Consider the following 17593-nt stretch of genomic DNA (forward strand, 5'->3'; position numbering starts at 1 on the left):
AAATAATTCGAAAAAACCGTGGAGCGGCCATGCAACAGAACAGATCGCAAGTCATTGAGCGCAACGGCCTGTACGAACTCGACGCCGGCCCCGACGTCCTCGACAGCCCTCGCTACAACCACGACATGGCACCGACCAAGGTGCACGAACGAACCTGGAACAAATGGCACATCACCGCCCTGTGGGTCGGCATGTCGATCTGCGTGCCCACCTACACCTTGGGCGGGGTGCTCACGGCGTATTTCGGCTTGTCGGTGGGCGAGGCGCTGATGGCGATCTTGCTCGCGAACATCGTGGTGCTGATCCCGCTGACCCTCAACGCCTTCCCGGGCACCAAGTACGGCATTCCGTTCCCGGTGTTGTTGCGGTCCTCCTTTGGCATCCTCGGCTCCAACGTGCCGTGCCTGATCCGCGCGCTGGTGGCCTGTGGCTGGTTCGGCATCCAGACGATGTTCGGCGGGCTGGCGATCCACCTGTTCCTGGGCTCGATCTTCGAGGGCTGGAAGTCCCTCGGCGGCACCGGCGAGGTGATCGGCTTCATGATCTTCTGGACGCTGAACCTGTGGGTGGTGCTGCGTGGCGCCGAGTCGATCAAGCGCCTGGAAACCCTCTCGGCACCGCTGCTGGTGGCGGTGGGCATCGGCCTGCTGGTGTGGGCGATGCCCAATGTGTCCATCAGCGAGTTGATGGCGATCCCGCCCAAGCGTCCCGAAGGCGCGAGCCTCACCGGTTACTTCATGGCCGGCCTCACCGCCATGGTCGGTTTCTGGGCCACCCTGTCGCTGAATATTCCGGACTTCAGTCGTTATGCGAAAAGCCAGAAGGACCAGATCCTCGGGCAGATTTTCGGCCTGCCGCTGACCATGTTCCTGTTCGCCGCCCTCGGCGTGATCATGACCGCCGCGTCGGTGAAACTGGTGGGCGTGAGCGTGTCCGACCCGGTGACGCTGATCGGGCATATCCAGAGCCCGGTGTGGGTGGCCATTGCCATGGCGCTGATCATCATCGCCACCTTGTCCACCAACACCGCGGCGAACATTGTCTCGCCCACCAACGACTTCCAGAACATCGCGCCGAAGCTGATCAACCGCACCACGGCGGTGATCCTCACCGGGCTGGTGGGGCTGGCGCTGATGGCCCATGAGCTGCTGAAAAAGCTTGGGCTGATCGTGTCCGACGTGAGCCTGGAGACCGTGTATTCCAACTGGTTGCTGGGCTACTCCAGCCTGCTGGGACCCATCGCCGGGATCATGGTGGTGGACTATTTCATCACCCGCAAACAGCAACTGGACCTGGCCGGTTTGTACCGCGATGACGTGTACCCGGCGTGGAACTGGAGCGGCTTCATTGCCTTCGGCGTGCCGGTGGTGCTGACGTTGCTGTCCCTGGGCAGTGATGCGTTCAGTTGGTTCTACAGCTATGGCTGGTTCACCGGTTCGGCATTGGGCGGCTTGATGTATTACGGGCTGAATGCCAAGCGTGCGGCCCGTCCAGTGACCGCCAAATCCCCGCTGTAACCGAAGTGGAATGCAATCCACATGTGGGAGCGGGCTTGCTCGCGAATGCGGTGCATCAGTTATCGAAAGTGTTGCCTGAAAGACCGCTTTCGCGAGCAAGCCCGCTCCCACATTTTTGATCGAGTTACGCTCGTTCAACCTATAAAAATGTAGCCTGAGGAGATCCCCATGAACGCTGCCCTCGACGTTCTGCAATCCACCCATCAGCACATCAACCGCGACCGTTTGTGGCAGTCCCTGATGGACCTGGCCAAGCTCGGTGCCACGCCCAAGGGCGGCGTGTGTCGCTTGGCCCTTACCGACCTCGACCGCAAGGCCCGCGACCTGTTCGTGCAATGGTGCGAAGCGGCGGGCTGCACGGTGACCGTCGACGGTATCGGCAATATTTTTGCCCGTCGCCCCGGGCGCAATCCCAACCTGCCACCGGTGATGACCGGCAGCCATATCGACACTCAGCCCACCGGTGGCAAGTTCGACGGCTGCTTCGGTGTGCTGGCCGGCGTGGAGGTGCTGCGCACCCTCAACGACCTCAACGTGGAAACCGAGGCACCGCTGGAAGTGGTGGTGTGGACCAATGAAGAGGGCTCGCGTTTCCCGCCGTGCATGATGGGCTCGGGGGTGTTTGCCGAAAAATTCACCCTGGCCGATACCCTGGCCAAGGTCGATGCTGACGGCGTCAGCGTGGGCGATGCGTTGAATGCGATTGGCTATGCGGGAACGCGCGCCGTCAGCGGGCACAAAGTCGGTGCTTACTTCGAAGCGCACATCGAACAAGGCCCGATCCTTGAGGATGAACAGAAAACCATCGGCGTGGTGCTGGGGGCGCTGGGCCAGAAATGGTTCGACCTGAGACTGCGCGGCGTGGAAGCCCACGCGGGACCTACCCCGATGCACCTGCGCAAGGACGCCCTGGTGGGCGCGGCGGCGGTGGTGGCCGCGGTGAATGCGGCGGCGCTGGGCCATCAGCCGCATGCGTGCGGCACCGTCGGGTGCCTGCAGGCGTATCCGGGGTCGCGCAATGTGATTCCGGGTGAGGTGCGCATGACCCTGGATTTCCGTCACTTGGAACCGGCACGTTTGGACTCGATGATTGCCCAGGTGCGCAAGGTGATCGATGAGACCTGCGCCAAACATGGCTTGAGTTTTGAGATGGAGCCCACAGCGGATTTCCCGCCGTTGTACTTCGATAAAGGCTGCGTGGAGGCGGTGCGCGATGCGGCGAATGGGCTGGGCCTGTCGAACATGGACATCGTCAGCGGGGCAGGGCACGACGCGATTTTCGTGGCCGAACTGGGCCCGGCGGGGATGATTTTTGTGCCATGCGAGGGCGGCATCAGCCATAACGAAATCGAGAATGCTGCGCCGGATGATCTGGCGGCGGGGTGTGCAGTGTTGTTGCGGGCGATGGTTGCTGCGTCCGCCGCGATTGCCAGTGGCAAGCTCGCTGCCTGAAATACCGTCATCGCAGCGATGCGGCGACCCGACAAGCCAGCTCCCACATTGAACGGTGTGAACCCGATCAAATGTGGGAGCGGGCTTGCGCGCGAAGGCGTTAGATCAGGCGCCGGGTTGCCAGCCACCGCCCAGCGCTGTGACTAAGCCGACGCTGGCTTGCAACTGCCGCGTCTGCACCGCCTGCAACGTGCGCTGTGCCTGCAACGCGGCGGTCTGCGCGGTCACCACATCCAGATAACTCACTGCCCCCGCCTGGTAGCTGTTCATCGCCAGCGCCTGGGTGTGCTGCGCCGCATCCGCCGCGGCTTGTTCATCCTGGGCTTCCTGCTGCAGATCTCGCAGTTGCGCCAGGTTATCTTCCACCTCGCGGATGGCTTTCAACACATGGCTGCGGTACTGCGCCGAAGCTTCTTCGAATTCGGCTTTGGCCTGACGCTCATTAGCGCTCAAACGGCCGCCATCGAAGATCGGCAAATTGACCAATGGCCCCAGCGCCCAATAACGATTACCCGCCGAAAACAGGTTGCCGACCCCCTGCGTCTGCCCGCCAATCAACCCGGTCAAACTAAAATCCGGGTACCACGCCGCCTTGGCCACGCCGATGTTGGCGTTGGCGGCAAACACCCTGCGTTCCGCCGCAGCAATGTCCGGGCGCCGTTGCAGCAGGTGGCTCGGCAGCTGCGATGGAATGCCGGGCAACGCGATTAATTGCTGGCTTGGCGGCAGCGTGAAGGTGCTGGCGGCTACCCCCACCAGTTCGCCAATCGCATGCTCGGTCAGGTTGCGCTGGCCGCGTACTTCATCCAGTTGAGCCTTGGCTTCGGCCAGCTGGTTTTGCGCGCGGGTCAGGTCCAGCTCCGAGGCAATCTGGCCTTCGTAGCGGCTGCGGGTCAGTTGCAATGCCTGGCTGAAATCGTCCAGCGAGCTGTTGAGAATCCGCGCCTGGGCATCCAGGCCGTTGAGCTGCACGTACAAGGTCGCCAACTGACGCTGCAGGCTCAAACGCGCCACGGCCAGGTCATCGCCAGACGCTTGCGCCTGGGCATCACCGGCTGCCACCTGGTTGCGGATTTTGCCCCACAGGTCCAGGTCATAGCTCAACGAAAACCCGGCGGTGTTGCTGTTGTACACCGACGGCTGCGTGCTGCCACGCAACGGTCGCGTGTCCGATTGCCGCTGGCGCAGGGGTTGCGCGCTGGCGGTGAGCTGCGGGAACAAGCCGGCATGCAGCTGGCTGGCGTAGGCCTGGGACGCATCAAAGTGCGCCAACGCTGCGGCCAGGTCCGGGTTGGCTTTGAGCAGCTGTTGTTGCAACGCGCTCAGGCGCGGGTCGTTGTAGAGCTTCCACCATTCGGGTGCCAACTGGTCGGACGGCTGCGCGCTGTGCCACGGGCCGTCGCTGGTCTGTTCGCGATAGCCGGCGGGCAGGTCCACGCTTGGCACCGTGTAGGTGGGCGCCATCGAGCAGCCTTGCAGCGCCAGCAGCATCAAGGCCGCGAAGGGCTTAAGCCTTGGGCGCATGCGCACCTCCTGCGGCATCGGCCAGTTGCACCGGGTCACCTTCGCGCAGGGCATCGGGCGGGTTGTCGACGATACGGTCGGCGGGCTTGAGGCCCTGGTCGATCACCAGGCGTTCGCCGAGGTCGAGGCCGATGTGGATGTTTTGCAGGTGCACGTGGTTCTGCGCGTCCAGTACCGCCACTTGGGTGCCTTGGGCGCGGAAGATCAGCGCGCTGGCCGGGATGCTCACGCCATGGGTGTCGGCCGGGATCGGCAAGGTGGCTTCGGCGTAGTCACCGGGCAGCAATTCACCGTTGGGGTTATCGGCCACGAACTGCGCGAGCAGGGTGCCGGAGCGGCGGTCGATGGCGGTGGAGTCGCCGATCAGGCGCGCCTTGAAGTGCTCGCCCGGGTGCTCGGGCACGGTCAGCTCAGCTTCGAGGCCTGGGTGGATCACTGCTGCATAGTTCTGCGGCACCGGCACGTACAGGCGCAGTTGGTGGGTGTCGGCGATGTTGAACAGCTCCGGGTCGCTGTCGGTATCGGCCTTGATCAACTGGCCGATGTCGGTGTTGCGTGCGGTGATGGTGCCGGCGAATGGCGCGCGGATGGTCTTGTAGCTTTCCAGTGCCGACAACCGTGCGTAGTCGGCAGCGGCGGCTTCGGCATTGGCTTTGGCCGCGGCGGCGTTGGAGGTCTTTTCATCGGCCTCCTGGCGCGACACTGAATGGCTGGCCAACAGGTTTTGCCAGCGCGTGGCGGTGGTTTGTGCCAGGCGCGCATTGGCTTGTTCCTGCATCAGCCGGGCGTGGGTTTGCGCCAGTTGCTGGTCCAGGTCAGGGCTGTCGATTTCGGCGAGGACTTGCCCGGCTTTGACCTGGGTGCCGATGTCGGCTTTCCAGTCCTTGAGGTAGCCACTGACCCGGGCGTGGATCGGCGCCTTGCTCCAGGCTTCCAGGTGCGCCGGCAAGCGCAGCGTGTCACCGGCCGCGTTTTGCTTGGGCTGGAACACCATCACCTGGGGGATGGCGGCCGTTTCCGTCCAGGCGGTCACCGATTGTTCGTGCATCGTGCGGGCGTGCAGGCCGTTGGCGACCAACAGGGCGGCCAGAGTCAGGCCGCCGACACCCATGAGCATCAGACGCTTGCGCGAGGGTTTGTGATCAGACGACATGTGAAGTTTCTCCAGCAACAGCGCGAGTAGGATGACGCCCGTGGACCAGGCTGAAGACCACGGGAACAAACAGCAGGGTGGCGACGGTGGCGAAGATCAAGCCACCGATCACCGCCCGGCCGAGGGGGGCGTTTTGTTCTTGGGAAATCGCCAGCGGCAGCATGCCGATGATCATGGCCAGGGCGGTCATGCACACCGGGCGAAAGCGCGTATAGCCGGCTTCCATCGCAGCCTTCAGTGCGTCGCCATGTTCGGCCAGGCGCTCACGGCAGAAGCTCACCACCAGGATCGAGTTGGCCGTGGCCACGCCCATGCACAGGATGGCCCCGGTGAGGGCCGGCACTGACAACGACGTGCCGCTGAGGAACAGCATCCACACGATGCCAGCCAACGCAGCGGGCAGCGCGGTGATGATCACAAACGGGTCGGCCCAGGACTGGAAGTTGACCACGATCAGCAGGTAGATCAGCACCACCGCACCGAGCAGGCCGAAGCTCAGGCCGCTGAAGGCTTCATGCAGCGCATCGATCTGCCCGTGCAGGCTGATCACTGCGCCTTTGGGGCGCATGGAGGCGGTGTCATCCAGCACTTTTTGCACGTCGCGGGCGACGCCGCCCAAGTCACGGCCTTGCACGTTGGCGTACAGGTCCAGGGTCGGCTCGATGTTGTAGTGGGTCACCACCGCCGGGCTCTGCACCCGCGAGATGGTGGCCACGCCGCCGAGGATCTGCGACTGGCCATCGGCACCGGTCACCGGCAAGGCCTCCAGGGTCGGCAGGCTGTCGAGGCGGTATTGCGGGGTGGCGGCGACGATCGAGTACGACACGCCGTTGGCCGGGTTGAGCCAGAAGGTCGGTGCCACTTGGGAGCTGCCGGCGAGGGAAGCGACCATGCTGTTGGTCACGTCACGCTCGGTGATGCCCAGGCCATTGGCACGCATGCGGTCCACGTTCACTTGCAGCGACGGGTAGCCGGTGGACTGCTGGATGCGCAGGTCGGCGATGCCCGGTACGTGTTGCAGGCGACGCTCCAGTTCCACCGCGTAGGCGCGGTTTTCTTCATCGCTGCGTCCGGAGATTTTTACGTCCAGCGGGGCGGGTGCGCCGAAGTTGAGGATCTGGCTGCTGATGTCGGCGGGCAGGAAGGCGAAGTGGCTGCCGGGGAAGCTTTCGGGCAGGGCTTCGCGCAGTTTCTTCACGTAGTCGGCAGTCGGTGCATGGTCTTTTTTCAAGGTGATCTGGATGTCGCCATCCTGCGGGCCGATGGTGCCGCTGCTGCTGTAGGCCATGTCGATGCCGCTGAGGGGAATGCCGATGTTGTCGACGATGGTGTCGAGTTCTTCGGCCGGGATCACTTCGCGGATCCGCGCTTCAATGCGGTCGAAGGCGGCCGCGCTTTCTTCGATGCGCGTGCCGAGTGGCAGGCGCACGTGCAGGGCGAGGGCGCCGGCGTCGGTGGCTGGGAAGAAGTCCTGCCCCAGGCTTGGCAGCAGCAGGAACGAGGCGAGCACGCAGCCCAGGAACCCGACGATAAAGCGCTTGCGGTGGGCCAGAGCCAAGGTCAGCAGGCCGTGGTAGGTGTCGCGGATATTCGAGAAGTGGCGCTCGAAACCTTGCTGGAAATTCAGCACCGCTTGCAGCACGGCATTGCGCGGTTTTGTGTGCTGCTCGCCTTCGTGGTGGTTGATGAACTCATCTTCCGGGTGATGCCCCGGCCCTTGCTCCGGCACATGGGGCTTGAGCAGGAACATCGCCAGGGTCGGCACCAGCGTACGCGACAGGATGAACGAGCTGGCCATGGCAAAGATCACCGCCAGGGCCATCGGCCGGAACAGGTAACCGGCGATGCCTTGCAGCAGGAACATCGGCACGAACACGATGCAGATGCACAGCAGCGAGACGAACGCCGGGCCAACGATTTGCGCAGCGCCATCGAGGATCGCGGTCTTCACCGCCTTGCCTTGTTCCAGGTGCCAGTTGATGTTTTCGATGGTTACCGTGGCGTCGTCCACCAGAATCCCCACCGCCAGCGCCAGCCCGCCGAGGGTCATGACGTTGAGGGTTTGCCCGGTGGCGGCCAGCAGGGCGATGGCCGAGAGCACGGCCAGGGGAATCGAGGCGGCGATGATCAGCGTCGACCGCCAGCTGCCGAGGAACAGCAGGATCATCGCACTGGTCAGCAGGGCGGCGATGATGCCTTCCTGGGCCACGCTGCCGACCGATTCTTTCACGAACACCGAGGCGTCACCCAGCAGCGAGGTCTTCAGCGACGGCGGCAGGGTTTCGTTGATGCGCGGCAGCATCTGGCGGATGCCGTCGATGATCGACAGGGTGGAGATGCTGCCGTTTTTCAGGGCCGGCATCAGCACGGCGCGGTGGCCGTCGACGCGCACGATGTTGGTCTGCGGTGGCGAACCGTCACGCACGTGGGCCACCTGGCCGATGGTGATCAGCGCACCGTCGACGGTCTTGATCGGCAGGTCGTTGAGTTCATCGATGGCCTTGGGGCTGTTGTTGAGCAGGATCGTGTATTCGTTGGGGCCGAGTTTGGCGGTGCCCACCGGGATGATCTGGTTCTGCAGCGCGAGTGCGTTGCCCACGTCCTGCGCCGACAAGCCTTTGGCTGCGAGTGCCTGCGGGTCGAGGTCCAGGGTGATCTGGCGTTGCTTGCCGCCCATGGGCGTGGGCATGGCCAGGCCGGGCAGGGCGCTCAGGGGCAGGCGGATGTTGTTCTGCACCAGGTCGCGGATCTTGGCTTCCGACAGGCTGGGGCTGGAGAACGCCATCTGCAGGATCGGCACGGTGGAGGCGCTGTAGTTGAGGATCAGCGGCGGCGTGATGCCCGGTGGCATCTGCTTGAGGACGGTTTGTGAAACGGCCGTCACTTGGGCGTTGGCGGTGCGGATATCCACGCCGGGTTGGAAGAAGATCTTGACGATGCCCATGCCGGGCAGCGATTGCGATTCGATGTGTTCGATGTCGTTGACGGTGGTGCTCAGGGAGCGTTCGTAGGTGTAGATCACCCGACCGGCCATGGCGTCCGGCGACAGGCCGTTGTACTGCCAGACCACGGCGACCACGGGGATGCCGATATCGGGGAAAACATCCGTAGGAGTTCGCAGGGCCGCCATCGGCCCGATGATGCAGATGAATATGGCCAACACGATAAACGTGTACGGCTTTTGCAGTGCGGTCTTTACCAGCCCGAGCATGCGTGAACCTCCATTGGAGCAGGATTGCAAACCCCGGCAGTCTTGCCCGACCCACCTAACACGCGCCTTTCAGCGAGGTGAAGGAACATTTAGTTAAGGGCTGAAGATCGTTTCATATGTATTCATTTGTTCTACAAAGGGTGGCTCCTCAAGCTTGTAACCCATCGGACGCGACACCGTTGAGTGCCGTCCACCGCGTTTATCGATGTCCTTTTGGAGCCCTGCCATGTCACTTAAACCGTTGTTGTTGATCCCTGCCCTGGGTGCTGTCCTGTTGTTGTCGGCCTGCGCCGGCCCCCTTCCCAAGGCTGACCCGAGCGAAGCCTGGATTGGTTTGAAGGAAGAAGCACCGAATGACCTGATGGCCGAGCGCGTGGATGGCAAGCGCGTGGATGATGGGCGCTTTTTTGAAGTGACCCCGGGCGAGCATCGCCTGGATGTGACGCTGTTCGAAGAAGAGCCAGGCGACGACAACCAGCAGGACTGCCAGGGTCGGGTCGACTACAAGCATTTCAAGGCGGGTGAGCACTACACCCTGGTGGAATCCAGCCTGGGCACCACCGTGCGCGCCTCCCTCAAGGATGGGCACGGCAAGGAAGTGGCTGCGACGCAGGACTTCAGTTGCATGCCTGGCTAGGCGTGGTGCACCGCGGCCTTATGGGGCTTGGCCGGTGCAGCCGGTTTGACGTGGGGGTGATGGTGCCGACGGGTCACGCGCATGACCCCCCACAACATGGCGCCGGCAACCGCCAGCCAACCGCAGATCAACAGGAAAATCGTTGTTGCAAGGCTCATTCGGGCCTCCTTTCGCCCCCTGCGGGGCACACACAGTCTTCTCAATGGACAGTCTAGTCACCTGGCGGTTGCCCGCTATTGACCAATGGTCGAGTCCGTCCAACTTCTTTGCTCTATCCCGCGTGTTTTACTAAGGCCTTGGGCTATACCGGCGTGGCTCGGCGCCCTATGATCAAGGCCCTTACCGGAAGCTGATCAAGCGAGTAGAAAATTGCGGTTACGGTCGAACCTTCAAACATCCTTGTTGCTGGCCTGCGCGCTGGGGTTGGGCGCCTGTTCCGGGCAGCCGTCGAAACTGGCGGGCCTGCCGGAGCGTGTCGAACTCAATGGCGTGCCGACCTTTCGCAGCGAGGCTTACCAGAGCGGCCCCTCGGCTTTAGCCAGCATGCTGTCGCAACAAGGCATTGTCATGACACCGGGGTTGTTGGATAAACCGCTGCACTTGCCGGGCGGCGAGGCGAACCTTGAGCGCACCATGCAGGTGCTGGCGCGCGAGTACGGGCTGATGGTGTACCCGGTGGATGCCAAGCTGACGGCGGTGCTGGCGCAGGTGGCGGCGGGTTACCCGGTGATGGCGCGGATCAATTCGAGCTTCTGGTCGGGGACGCGCTACGTCGTGGTGGTGGGGTTCAACCAGCAGAAGAGTACCGTGCTGCTGCGATCGGGCATGGACCGGCGGCTGTTGATGAGCTTCAGCGACTTCGAATCGGCGTGGAAGAGTGCGGGTAACTGGGGGATTTTGACCCAGCGCCCGAGCCAGTTGCCGGCCAATGTGGATGCACAGCGTTGGCGTGATGCGGCCAATGCGACGGCGCAGGCTGGGCAGGAGCAGGCAGCGGCGCAGGCGTTGAAGGTGTTGGCGGAGAAAAAGTAAACAACAGAGCGTCGCAAACCCCTGTGGGAGCGGGCTTGCTCGCGAACGCGGTGGATCAATCGCTACTTTCGGTGACTGACACTCCGCCTTTGCGAGCAAGCCCGCTCCCACATAAACCCGTGTTCACACAGGGAGGTAGCGGGTTTAGCGGCGCACTTCTGCAGCGTTAGGACGGTTCTTCAGGTTCTTGTCGGCCTTGTAGCGCAATGCTACGTCAGGCACCGAGCCGCTCTTGCCGGTCTCGACCCAATTGCGGATGCGGCCAGCGTCGGCGAAGTGAGTGAACTTGCCGAAAGCATCCAGGATCACCAGCGACACCGGGCGGTTACCCATGCTGGTAACCAGCACCAGGCAGTGGCCGGCCTGGTTGGTGAAACCGGTCTTGGTCAGCTTGATGTCCCAGTTGGCGCGGTTGATCAGGTGGTCGGTGTTGGAGAAACCCAAGGTGTAGTTGGGTTTGCGGAACGACACGGTTTTTTCCTTGGTGGTGCTCAACTGGCTCAACAGCGGATAGTGGCGCGCAGCGGCCAGCAGCTTGCTCAAGTCGCGGGCGGTGGACACGTTGTGGATCGACAGGCCGGTGGGCTCCACGTAGTGGGTGCTGGTCATGCCCAGCGCCTTGGCCTTGGCGTTCATCGCCGCGATAAACGCCGGGTAGCCGCCCGGGTAGTGGTGGGCGAGGCTGGCGGCGGCGCGGTTTTCCGAGGACATCAGGGCGATCAGCAGCATTTCCTTGCGCGGCATTTCGCTGCCGATTTTCACGCGGGAGAACACGCCTTTCATTTCCGGCGTGTCCTTGATGTTGATGTCGATGTACTCATCCATGTTCTGCTTGGCTTCCAGCACCACCAGGCCCGTCATCAATTTGCTCACCGAGGCGATGGGCACCACCACGTCCGGGTTGCTGGAATAGATGACCTTGTTGGTCTGCAGGTCCACGAGCATGGCGCTGCCGGAGGCGATTTGCAGTTTGGAAGTATCACGCGGCGCCAGGGTGGTTTCGGCGGCGTGTGCAAAGGTGCCTGTAAATGCAAAAAATAGGCTGACGAGAGAGAGACGAATTTTCACGCGGATGAACTCGCTAAAAAAGTAAGGAAATACCGTTCGGGAACGGGTTTTTGATAAATGCCGTTACATTTTAGGAGTATGGATCAGAAACTGTCGAATGTTCTTCTAGAGCCGGACGAAAGTTCTTAAAAACTAAGAAAAAAAGGGTTTTTTACGGACAATAAAAAGCCCTGCGATAAGGCAGGGCTTTTTCAGTACGCCTGGTTATTAACCGTGCAGGGTCTCTGCGGCATACAGGGTGTTTTCCAGCAGGCAGGCACGTGTCATCGGGCCAACGCCGCCGGGTACCGGCGTGATCCAGCCGGCACGGGGCAGGGCGGTTTCGTACACCACGTCGCCAACCAGCTTGCCGTCTTCCTGGCGGTTGATGCCCACGTCGATCACGATGGCGCCTTCCTTGATCCACTCACCCTTGACCAGGCCCGGCTTGCCGGCGGCCACGACCACCAGGTCAGCGCGGCCGACGTGGCCCGCCAGGTCCTTGGTGAAGCGGTGGGTGACGGTCACGGTGCAGCCGGCCAGCAGCAGCTCCATGGCCATTGGGCGACCCACGATGTTGGAGGCGCCAACCACGACGGCGTCGAGACCGTAGAGGTCGACACCGGTGCTTTCCAGCAAGGTCATGATGCCTTTAGGGGTGCACGGGCGCAGCAGCGGGATACGCTGGGCCAGGCGGCCGACGTTATAAGGGTGGAAGCCGTCCACGTCTTTGTCGGGGCGAATGCGCTCCAGCAGTTTGGAGGCGTCCAGGTGTTCGGGCAGCGGCAGTTGCAGCAGGATGCCGTCGATGGCCGGGTCATCGTTGAGGCCGTCGATCAGGTCGGTGAGGGCCTGTTGGGTGGTCTCGGAAGGCAGGTCGTAGGCCTTGGAGATAAAGCCGACCTCTTCACAGTCTTTACGCTTGTGCGAGACATAAACCTGAGAGGCAGGATCGCTGCCGACCAGGATCACCGCGAGGCCGGGCGTACGCAGGCCTTGCTGGCTACGCTCGGTGACGCGTTTGGCGATCTGCTGGCGCAGGCTGGCGGCGATTGATTTGCCGTCGATAAGTTGTGCAGTCATTACGCGTGATTAACCATCGAGAGGGGGAAGAAAAGTGCGCGCATTCTCGCATGCCAGGACGTGAGGGCAAAGGCGCTTGGTCAGCAAATTGCCCTAACCCCTTAAATAAAATGAATTTTTTTCAAAAAAGATTTGACGGGTTTCCAGGCCCTCTATACTATTCGTCGCACTTGTCGGGCACAGCCTAGCACTGGTTAAGAAGGTCGAGCAGAATGGTTGTTCTGCAAGGCTGGAAGCACTTAGTTTGTAATCCTCCAAGAGTACAGATTAATAAGGCGCCCGTAGCTCAGCTGGATAGAGCATCCGCCTTCTAAGCGGATGGTCGCAGGTTCGAGTCCTGCCGGGTGCGCCATTAGGCAGCTTTGGCACAAGTAGCGCAATATGGTGGGCGTAGCTCAGTTGGTAGAGCACAGGATTGTGACTCCTGTTGTCGTGGGTTCGATCCCCATCGTCCACCCCATATTTCGAAAGGCGCCAGATTAAACATCTGGCGCCTTTGCTTTAAGAGCTTCAAGCGCGGATGTGGTGGAATTGGTAGACACACTGGATTTAGGTTCCAGCGCCGCGAGGCGTAAGAGTTCGAGTCTCTTCATCCGCACCAATCAAGCTTTACCTGGTCTTCGGGCAGGGTGAGGCCAGACAAGGAAGCTGTTCGAGTTCTTTGTTGATGCAATATGGTGGGCGTAGCTCAGTTGGTAGAGCACAGGATTGTGACTCCTGTTGTCGTGGGTTCGATCCCCATCGTCCACCCCATATTCGGAAAAGCGCCAGGTCAATGATCTGGCGCTTTTTTTTGCGTCCCGAAAAGGCTCTGTCGTGCTTACAGAGGTGGGAATGTCCTTGTATGGGCCTGGATTCCCGTCAGGTGGTGATTGACGTCCAGAAAAAAACAAGCATTCTCAATGCCTTGGCGTTAGAATCGTTGCCGGTTTTGAGCGTGTGGAACTGATTCAGGGCTATTTCCGGATCAGTACAGCTATTTAATAGCGAAGACGGCACAGTACCTGGAAACGGGGGCTGTGCCGTTTTTGTTTAAGTGTTTCGAGTTTTCAGGGTAGGGCGCTTCGTCGTATTTGTGTGTCTCGATGCTGCCGCCGTACCCGCTGGTCTTGCGTGCAAGTCCAGCGGTCAGGGGCGTGTTTCCAGGCTCTTCTATATATAGAAGGGTTGAGGCAGAGCCCTGGCGTGATGAGCTGTATTTGCTAACGGGATGAGGTGCATGCGTGCACTTGAACCTATAAATGGCCTGCTGTTTTTCTACCCGTTTTCAGTAGGGTGACTTCTTGAGTTTGACCCACTAGAATGCATGCCCTTGATTCTGGGGTCGGAAACGGCCGGCTAACGTCTGTGCAACGAGGAATATCCATGCAAGTTTCTGTTGAAAATACTACTGCCATCGAGCGCCGCCTGAGCATCACCGTTCCGGCAGAGCGTATTGAGACTGCGGTCAACAAGCGTCTGCAGCAGACTGCCCAAAAGGCCAAGATCGCTGGTTTCCGTCCAGGCAAAGTGCCAATGACCGAAATCAAGCGCCGTTTCGGTGCCGATGCGCGCCAGGAAGCGATTGGTGACGTGATCCAGGCTTCCTTCTACGAAGCCGTTGTCGAGCAGAAGCTGAACCCGGCTGGCTCGCCTTCGATCGAGCCTAAGTCCCTGGAAGCTGGCAAGGACCTGGAATACGTTGCCGTATTCGAAGTGTTCCCAGAGTTCGAAGTTGCCGGTTTCGACGGTATCGCCGTAGAGCGCCTGAGCGCTGACGTAGCTGATTCGGACCTGGACAACATGCTGGAAATCCTGCGCAAGCAGAACACCCGTTTTGAAGTGGCCGACCGTGCTGCCCAGAACGAAGACCAGCTGAACATCGATTTCGTTGGCAAGGTTGACGGCGAAGCATTCGCTGGCGGCTCCGCCAAGGGCACTCAACTGGTGCTGGGTTCCAACCGCATGATCCCTGGCTTCGAAGACGGCCTGCTTGGCGCCAAAGCCGGCGAAGAGCGCGTTCTGAACCTGACTTTCCCAGCTGACTACCAGAACCTGGACCTGGCTGGCAAAGCCGCCGAGTTCACCGTGACCGTCAACAGCGTTTCCGAGCCTAAGCTGCCTGAGCTGAACGAAGAGTTCTTCGCTCAATTCGGTATCAAGGAAACCGGTATCGAAGGCTTCCGCACCGAAGTTCGCAAGAACATGGAGCGCGAGCTGCGCCAGGCCATCAAGTCCAAGGTCAAGAACCAGGTCATGGACGGTCTGCTGGCCGCCAACCCGATCGAAGTGCCTAAGGCCCTGCTGTCCAACGAAGTGGATCGCCTGCGCGTTCAAGCGGTTCAGCAGTTCGGTGGCAACATCAAGCCTGACCAACTGCCGGCCGAGCTGTTCGAAGAGCAAGCCAAGCGCCGCGTTGTGCTGGGCCTGGTCGTGGCTGAAGTGGTCAAGCAATTCGACCTCAAGCCTGACGAAGATCGCGTTCGCGAAATGATCCAGGAAATGGCTTCGGCCTATCAGGAGCCTGAGCAGGTCGTGGCTTGGTACTACAAGAACGACCAGCAACTGAACGAAGTACGTTCGGTTGTGCTGGAAGAACAAGTTGTGGATACTGTTCTGCAGAAGGCTAAGGTGACCGATAAAGCGGTCTCTTACGAAGAAGCAGTCAAACCGGCGGAAGCAGCACAAGCCGACTGATTGTCCAACTCGTTGGAAATTCAACCATAAGCCAGCCTCGCGCTGGCTTATGCGTTTTCAAGACATGACTATTTGGGAGTAACTGCAGAGCATGTTCCGTAATTCCTATATTCAGCAGAACTCTGATATCCAGGCCGCTGGCGGCCTGGTCCCGATGGTTGTAGAGCAGTCCGCTCGTGGCGAACGCGCCTACGACATCTACTCGCGCCTGCTCAAGGAGCGAGTGATCTTTCTGGTTGGCCCCGTAGAGGACTACATGGCCAACCTGATCTGTGCGCAGCTGCTGTTCCTTGAAGCCGAAAACCCGGACAAGGACATCCATCTCTACATCAACTCCCCAGGCGGTTCGGTCACTGCAGGCATGTCGATCTACGACACCATGCAGTTCATCAAGCCGAACGTGTCGACCACCTGCATCGGCCAGGCGTGCAGCATGGGCGCATTCCTGCTGACCGCAGGTGCCGAAGGCAAGCGTTTCTGCCTGCCCAACTCGCGCGTGATGATTCACCAGCCACTGGGCGGTTTCCAGGGGCAGGCGTCGGACATCGAGATCCACGCCAAGGAAATCCTGTTCATCCGCGAGCGCCTCAATACATTGATGGCCAAGCACAGCGGGCGCACCCTGGAAGAAATCGAGCGCGACACCAATCGCGACAACTTCATGAGTGCCGAAGCTGCCAAGGCATACGGCCTGATCGATGAAGTGATTACCCAGCGCCCCGCTTAATATAAGCCGCTCAAAATAGGGCTGGTCGGCGTGTCCGACCACTGGCGGGCTTGAAAAAGCCCGCATAAGCCTTCATCTTGTGTTGCAAGCCTATCGGATTTGGATCGAACGAATGACTGACACCCGCAACGGCGAGGACAACGGCAAGCTGCTCTATTGCTCCTTCTGCGGCAAAAGCCAGCATGAAGTACGCAAATTGATTGCCGGCCCCTCGGTGTTTATCTGCGACGAGTGCGTCGACCTGTGCAATGACATCATCCGTGAGGAGGTGCAGGAAGCCCAGGCCGAGAGCAGTGCGCATAAATTGCCTTCGCCTAAAGAAATCAGCGGCATCCTTGACCAGTATGTCATTGGTCAAGAGCGTGCAAAGAAGGTTCTGGCCGTAGCGGTGTACAACCACTACAAGCGCCTGAACCAGCGTGACAAGAAAGGCGACGAAGTTGAACTCGGCAAGAGCAACATCTTGCTGATCGGTCCTACAGGCTCGGGTAAAACCCTGCTTGCAGAAACCCTCGCTCGCCTGCTGAACGTTCCGTTTACCATCGCCGACGCCACCACCCTCACCGAGGCTGGCTACGTGGGTGAGGACGTCGAGAACATCATTCAGAAGCTGCTGCAGAAGTGCGACTACGACGTAGAGAAGGCCCAGATGGGTATTGTCTACATCGACGAAATCGACAAGATCTCGCGCAAGTCCGACAACCCGTCGATCACCCGGGACGTTTCCGGTGAAGGCGTGCAGCAAGCCCTGTTGAAACTGATCGAAGGCACGGTCGCTTCCGTACCGCCACAAGGCGGCCGCAAGCACCCGCAGCAGGAATTCCTTCAGGTTGATACACGCAACATCCTGTTCATCTGTGGCGGTGCGTTCTCGGGTCTGGAAAAAGTTATCCAGCAGCGCTCCACCCGGGGTGGCATCGGCTTCAGTGCCGAAGTGCGCAGCAAGGAAGAAGGCAAGAAGGTGGGCGAGTCCCTGCGTGAAGTCGAGCCTGACGATCTGGTCAAGTTCGGTCTGATCCCGGAATTCGTTGGCCGTCTGCCGGTCCTGGCTACGTTGGACGAATTGGATGAGGCGGCTTTGATCCAGATCCTCACCGAGCCGAAAAACGCCCTGACCAAGCAATACGCCAAGCTGTTCGAGATGGAAGGCGTGGACCTCGAGTTCCGCACCGACGCCCTGAAGTCCGTGGCCAAACGGGCGCTGGAGCGCAAGACCGGTGCACGTGGCCTGCGTTCGATCCTCGAAGGCGTTTTGCTCGACACCATGTACGAAATCCCCTCGCAGTCCGAGGTGAGTAAAGTGGTGATCGACGAAAGCGTTATAGAAGGCAAGTCCAAGCCACTGTATATCTACGAAAACAGTGAGCCGGCTGCCAAGGCTGCACCGGACGCGTAAGCGTTTTGCAGTCGCAGAGCAAGCAAGGGGCCTTTCGGGGCCCCTTGTTTTTTGGGGCGGTTTTTTAATTAGCGTTGATTCATGCGTTTAACTGCTGGCATTGCGCTTGTTTTTTTTGCATGCAGCCCCCATCTTGGT

The 17593-nt window shown here is 60.6% G+C and carries 13 protein-coding genes and 4 tRNA genes; 11 read left to right on the forward strand and 6 right to left on the reverse strand.

Translation table 11 applies throughout. From position 1 onward, the window contains the following. The first annotated feature begins 29 nt into the window (after positions 1–29). Positions 30–1517, forward strand: coding sequence for an NCS1 family nucleobase:cation symporter-1 (locus tag ACVWVP_RS22050; RefSeq protein WP_259175348.1), 1488 nt, complete (start codon positions 30–32; stop codon positions 1515–1517). A 168-nt stretch (positions 1518–1685) separates the two neighbouring features. Continuing rightward, positions 1686–2969 (forward strand): Zn-dependent hydrolase, encoded by a 1284-nt coding sequence (locus ACVWVP_RS22055; RefSeq protein ID WP_457408020.1) that lies wholly within the window; start codon positions 1686–1688, stop codon positions 2967–2969. Positions 2970–3074: 105 nt separating this feature from the next. Here the strand turns inward: ACVWVP_RS22055 and ACVWVP_RS22060 are convergent, their stop codons facing one another. The 3 genes from ACVWVP_RS22060 to ACVWVP_RS22070 are packed head-to-tail and all read right to left on the reverse strand — an operon-like array spanning position 3075 to position 8857. Beyond that, positions 3075–4493, reverse strand: a complete 1419-nt coding sequence (locus ACVWVP_RS22060) for an efflux transporter outer membrane subunit (protein ID WP_457408021.1) — start codon at positions 4491–4493, stop codon at positions 3075–3077. Then, entirely contained in the window at positions 4477–5646 is a 1170-nt protein-coding gene (locus ACVWVP_RS22065) for an efflux RND transporter periplasmic adaptor subunit (RefSeq protein WP_259175344.1), read from the reverse strand. The genes ACVWVP_RS22060 and ACVWVP_RS22065 overlap by 17 nt, the downstream gene beginning before the upstream one ends. Then, positions 5636–8857: an efflux RND transporter permease subunit gene (locus ACVWVP_RS22070; RefSeq protein WP_457408023.1), complete on the reverse strand. Its 3222-nt coding sequence runs from the start codon at positions 8855–8857 to the stop codon at positions 5636–5638. The genes ACVWVP_RS22065 and ACVWVP_RS22070 overlap by 11 nt, the downstream gene beginning before the upstream one ends. Positions 8858–9083: 226 nt before the next feature. On the opposite strand from ACVWVP_RS22070, the gene ACVWVP_RS22075 reads away from it, so the two are divergent. Further along, on the forward strand, positions 9084–9494 hold the full coding sequence (locus tag ACVWVP_RS22075; protein WP_178920856.1) for a PA0061/PA0062 family lipoprotein: 411 nt from the start codon (positions 9084–9086) through the stop codon (positions 9492–9494). Here ACVWVP_RS22075 and ACVWVP_RS22080 read toward each other — a convergent pair. Further along, positions 9491–9652 carry a hypothetical protein gene (locus ACVWVP_RS22080; RefSeq protein WP_259175342.1) on the reverse strand — a complete coding sequence of 54 codons (162 nt, stop codon included), beginning with the start codon at positions 9650–9652 and terminating at the stop codon, positions 9491–9493. The two genes, ACVWVP_RS22075 and ACVWVP_RS22080, sit on opposite strands and share 4 nt — an antisense overlap. A 211-nt stretch (positions 9653–9863) precedes the next feature. Here ACVWVP_RS22080 and ACVWVP_RS22085 point away from each other — a divergent pair, with 211 nt between their 5' ends. Next, on the forward strand, positions 9864–10526 hold the full coding sequence (locus tag ACVWVP_RS22085) for a peptidase C39 family protein (protein ID WP_178920851.1): 663 nt from the start codon (positions 9864–9866) through the stop codon (positions 10524–10526). A gap of 144 nt (positions 10527–10670) precedes the next feature. Here the strand turns inward: ACVWVP_RS22085 and pbpG are convergent, their stop codons facing one another. Both pbpG and folD read right to left on the reverse strand, forming a co-directional pair. Then, a complete protein-coding gene (pbpG, locus tag ACVWVP_RS22090; RefSeq protein ID WP_176998904.1) occupies positions 10671–11594 on the reverse strand; it encodes a D-alanyl-D-alanine endopeptidase in 924 nt (307 codons plus the stop codon). A gap of 207 nt (positions 11595–11801) precedes the next feature. Further along, positions 11802–12656 (reverse strand): bifunctional methylenetetrahydrofolate dehydrogenase/methenyltetrahydrofolate cyclohydrolase FolD, encoded by an 855-nt coding sequence (gene folD, locus ACVWVP_RS22095; RefSeq protein WP_178920847.1) that lies wholly within the window; start codon positions 12654–12656, stop codon positions 11802–11804. 275 nt (positions 12657–12931) lie between these two features. Here folD and ACVWVP_RS22100 point away from each other — a divergent pair. The 7 genes from ACVWVP_RS22100 (at position 12932) to clpX (ending at position 17455) form a co-directional block, all read left to right on the forward strand. Then, positions 12932–13008: transfer RNA gene (locus tag ACVWVP_RS22100), tRNA-Arg, on the forward strand. A 32-nt stretch (positions 13009–13040) separates the two neighbouring features. Next, positions 13041–13116: transfer RNA gene (locus tag ACVWVP_RS22105), tRNA-His, on the forward strand. Positions 13117–13172: 56 nt separating this feature from the next. Beyond that, positions 13173–13257, forward strand: a tRNA-Leu gene (locus ACVWVP_RS22110). 76 nt (positions 13258–13333) lie between these two features. Continuing rightward, positions 13334–13409 (forward strand) — tRNA-His (locus tag ACVWVP_RS22115). Between the two features lie 612 nt (positions 13410–14021). Next, positions 14022–15332, forward strand: a complete 1311-nt coding sequence (gene tig / locus ACVWVP_RS22120) for a trigger factor (RefSeq protein ID WP_178920845.1) — start codon at positions 14022–14024, stop codon at positions 15330–15332. 91 nt (positions 15333–15423) lie between these two features. Continuing rightward, positions 15424–16059, forward strand: a complete 636-nt coding sequence (gene clpP, locus ACVWVP_RS22125) for an ATP-dependent Clp endopeptidase proteolytic subunit ClpP (protein ID WP_017129550.1) — start codon at positions 15424–15426, stop codon at positions 16057–16059. A gap of 112 nt (positions 16060–16171) precedes the next feature. Further along, complete coding sequence (gene clpX, locus ACVWVP_RS22130) at positions 16172–17455, forward strand: ATP-dependent Clp protease ATP-binding subunit ClpX (protein ID WP_010209414.1); 1284 nt, start codon at positions 16172–16174, stop codon at positions 17453–17455. The last annotated feature ends 138 nt before the right edge of the window (positions 17456–17593 follow it).

The sequence above is a fragment of the Pseudomonas sp. TE24901 genome (genome assembly GCF_054058375.1).

Coding starts and splice junctions, on each gene's coding strand:
- ACVWVP_RS22070 (WP_457408023.1), bottom strand. CDS start 8,857: ATGCTCGGGCTGGTAAAGACCGCACTGCAAAAGCCGTACACGTTTATC.
- ACVWVP_RS22055 (WP_457408020.1), top strand. CDS start 1,686: ATGAACGCTGCCCTCGACGTTCTGCAATCCACCCATCAGCACATCAAC.
- ACVWVP_RS22075 (WP_178920856.1), top strand. CDS start 9,084: ATGTCACTTAAACCGTTGTTGTTGATCCCTGCCCTGGGTGCTGTCCTG.
- ACVWVP_RS22065 (WP_259175344.1), bottom strand. CDS start 5,646: ATGTCGTCTGATCACAAACCCTCGCGCAAGCGTCTGATGCTCATGGGT.
- folD (WP_178920847.1), bottom strand. CDS start 12,656: ATGACTGCACAACTTATCGACGGCAAATCAATCGCCGCCAGCCTGCGC.
- tig (WP_178920845.1), top strand. CDS start 14,022: ATGCAAGTTTCTGTTGAAAATACTACTGCCATCGAGCGCCGCCTGAGC.
- ACVWVP_RS22060 (WP_457408021.1), bottom strand. CDS start 4,493: ATGCGCCCAAGGCTTAAGCCCTTCGCGGCCTTGATGCTGCTGGCGCTG.
- clpX (WP_010209414.1), top strand. CDS start 16,172: ATGACTGACACCCGCAACGGCGAGGACAACGGCAAGCTGCTCTATTGC.
- ACVWVP_RS22080 (WP_259175342.1), bottom strand. CDS start 9,652: ATGAGCCTTGCAACAACGATTTTCCTGTTGATCTGCGGTTGGCTGGCG.
- clpP (WP_017129550.1), top strand. CDS start 15,424: ATGTTCCGTAATTCCTATATTCAGCAGAACTCTGATATCCAGGCCGCT.
- ACVWVP_RS22050 (WP_259175348.1), top strand. CDS start 30: ATGCAACAGAACAGATCGCAAGTCATTGAGCGCAACGGCCTGTACGAA.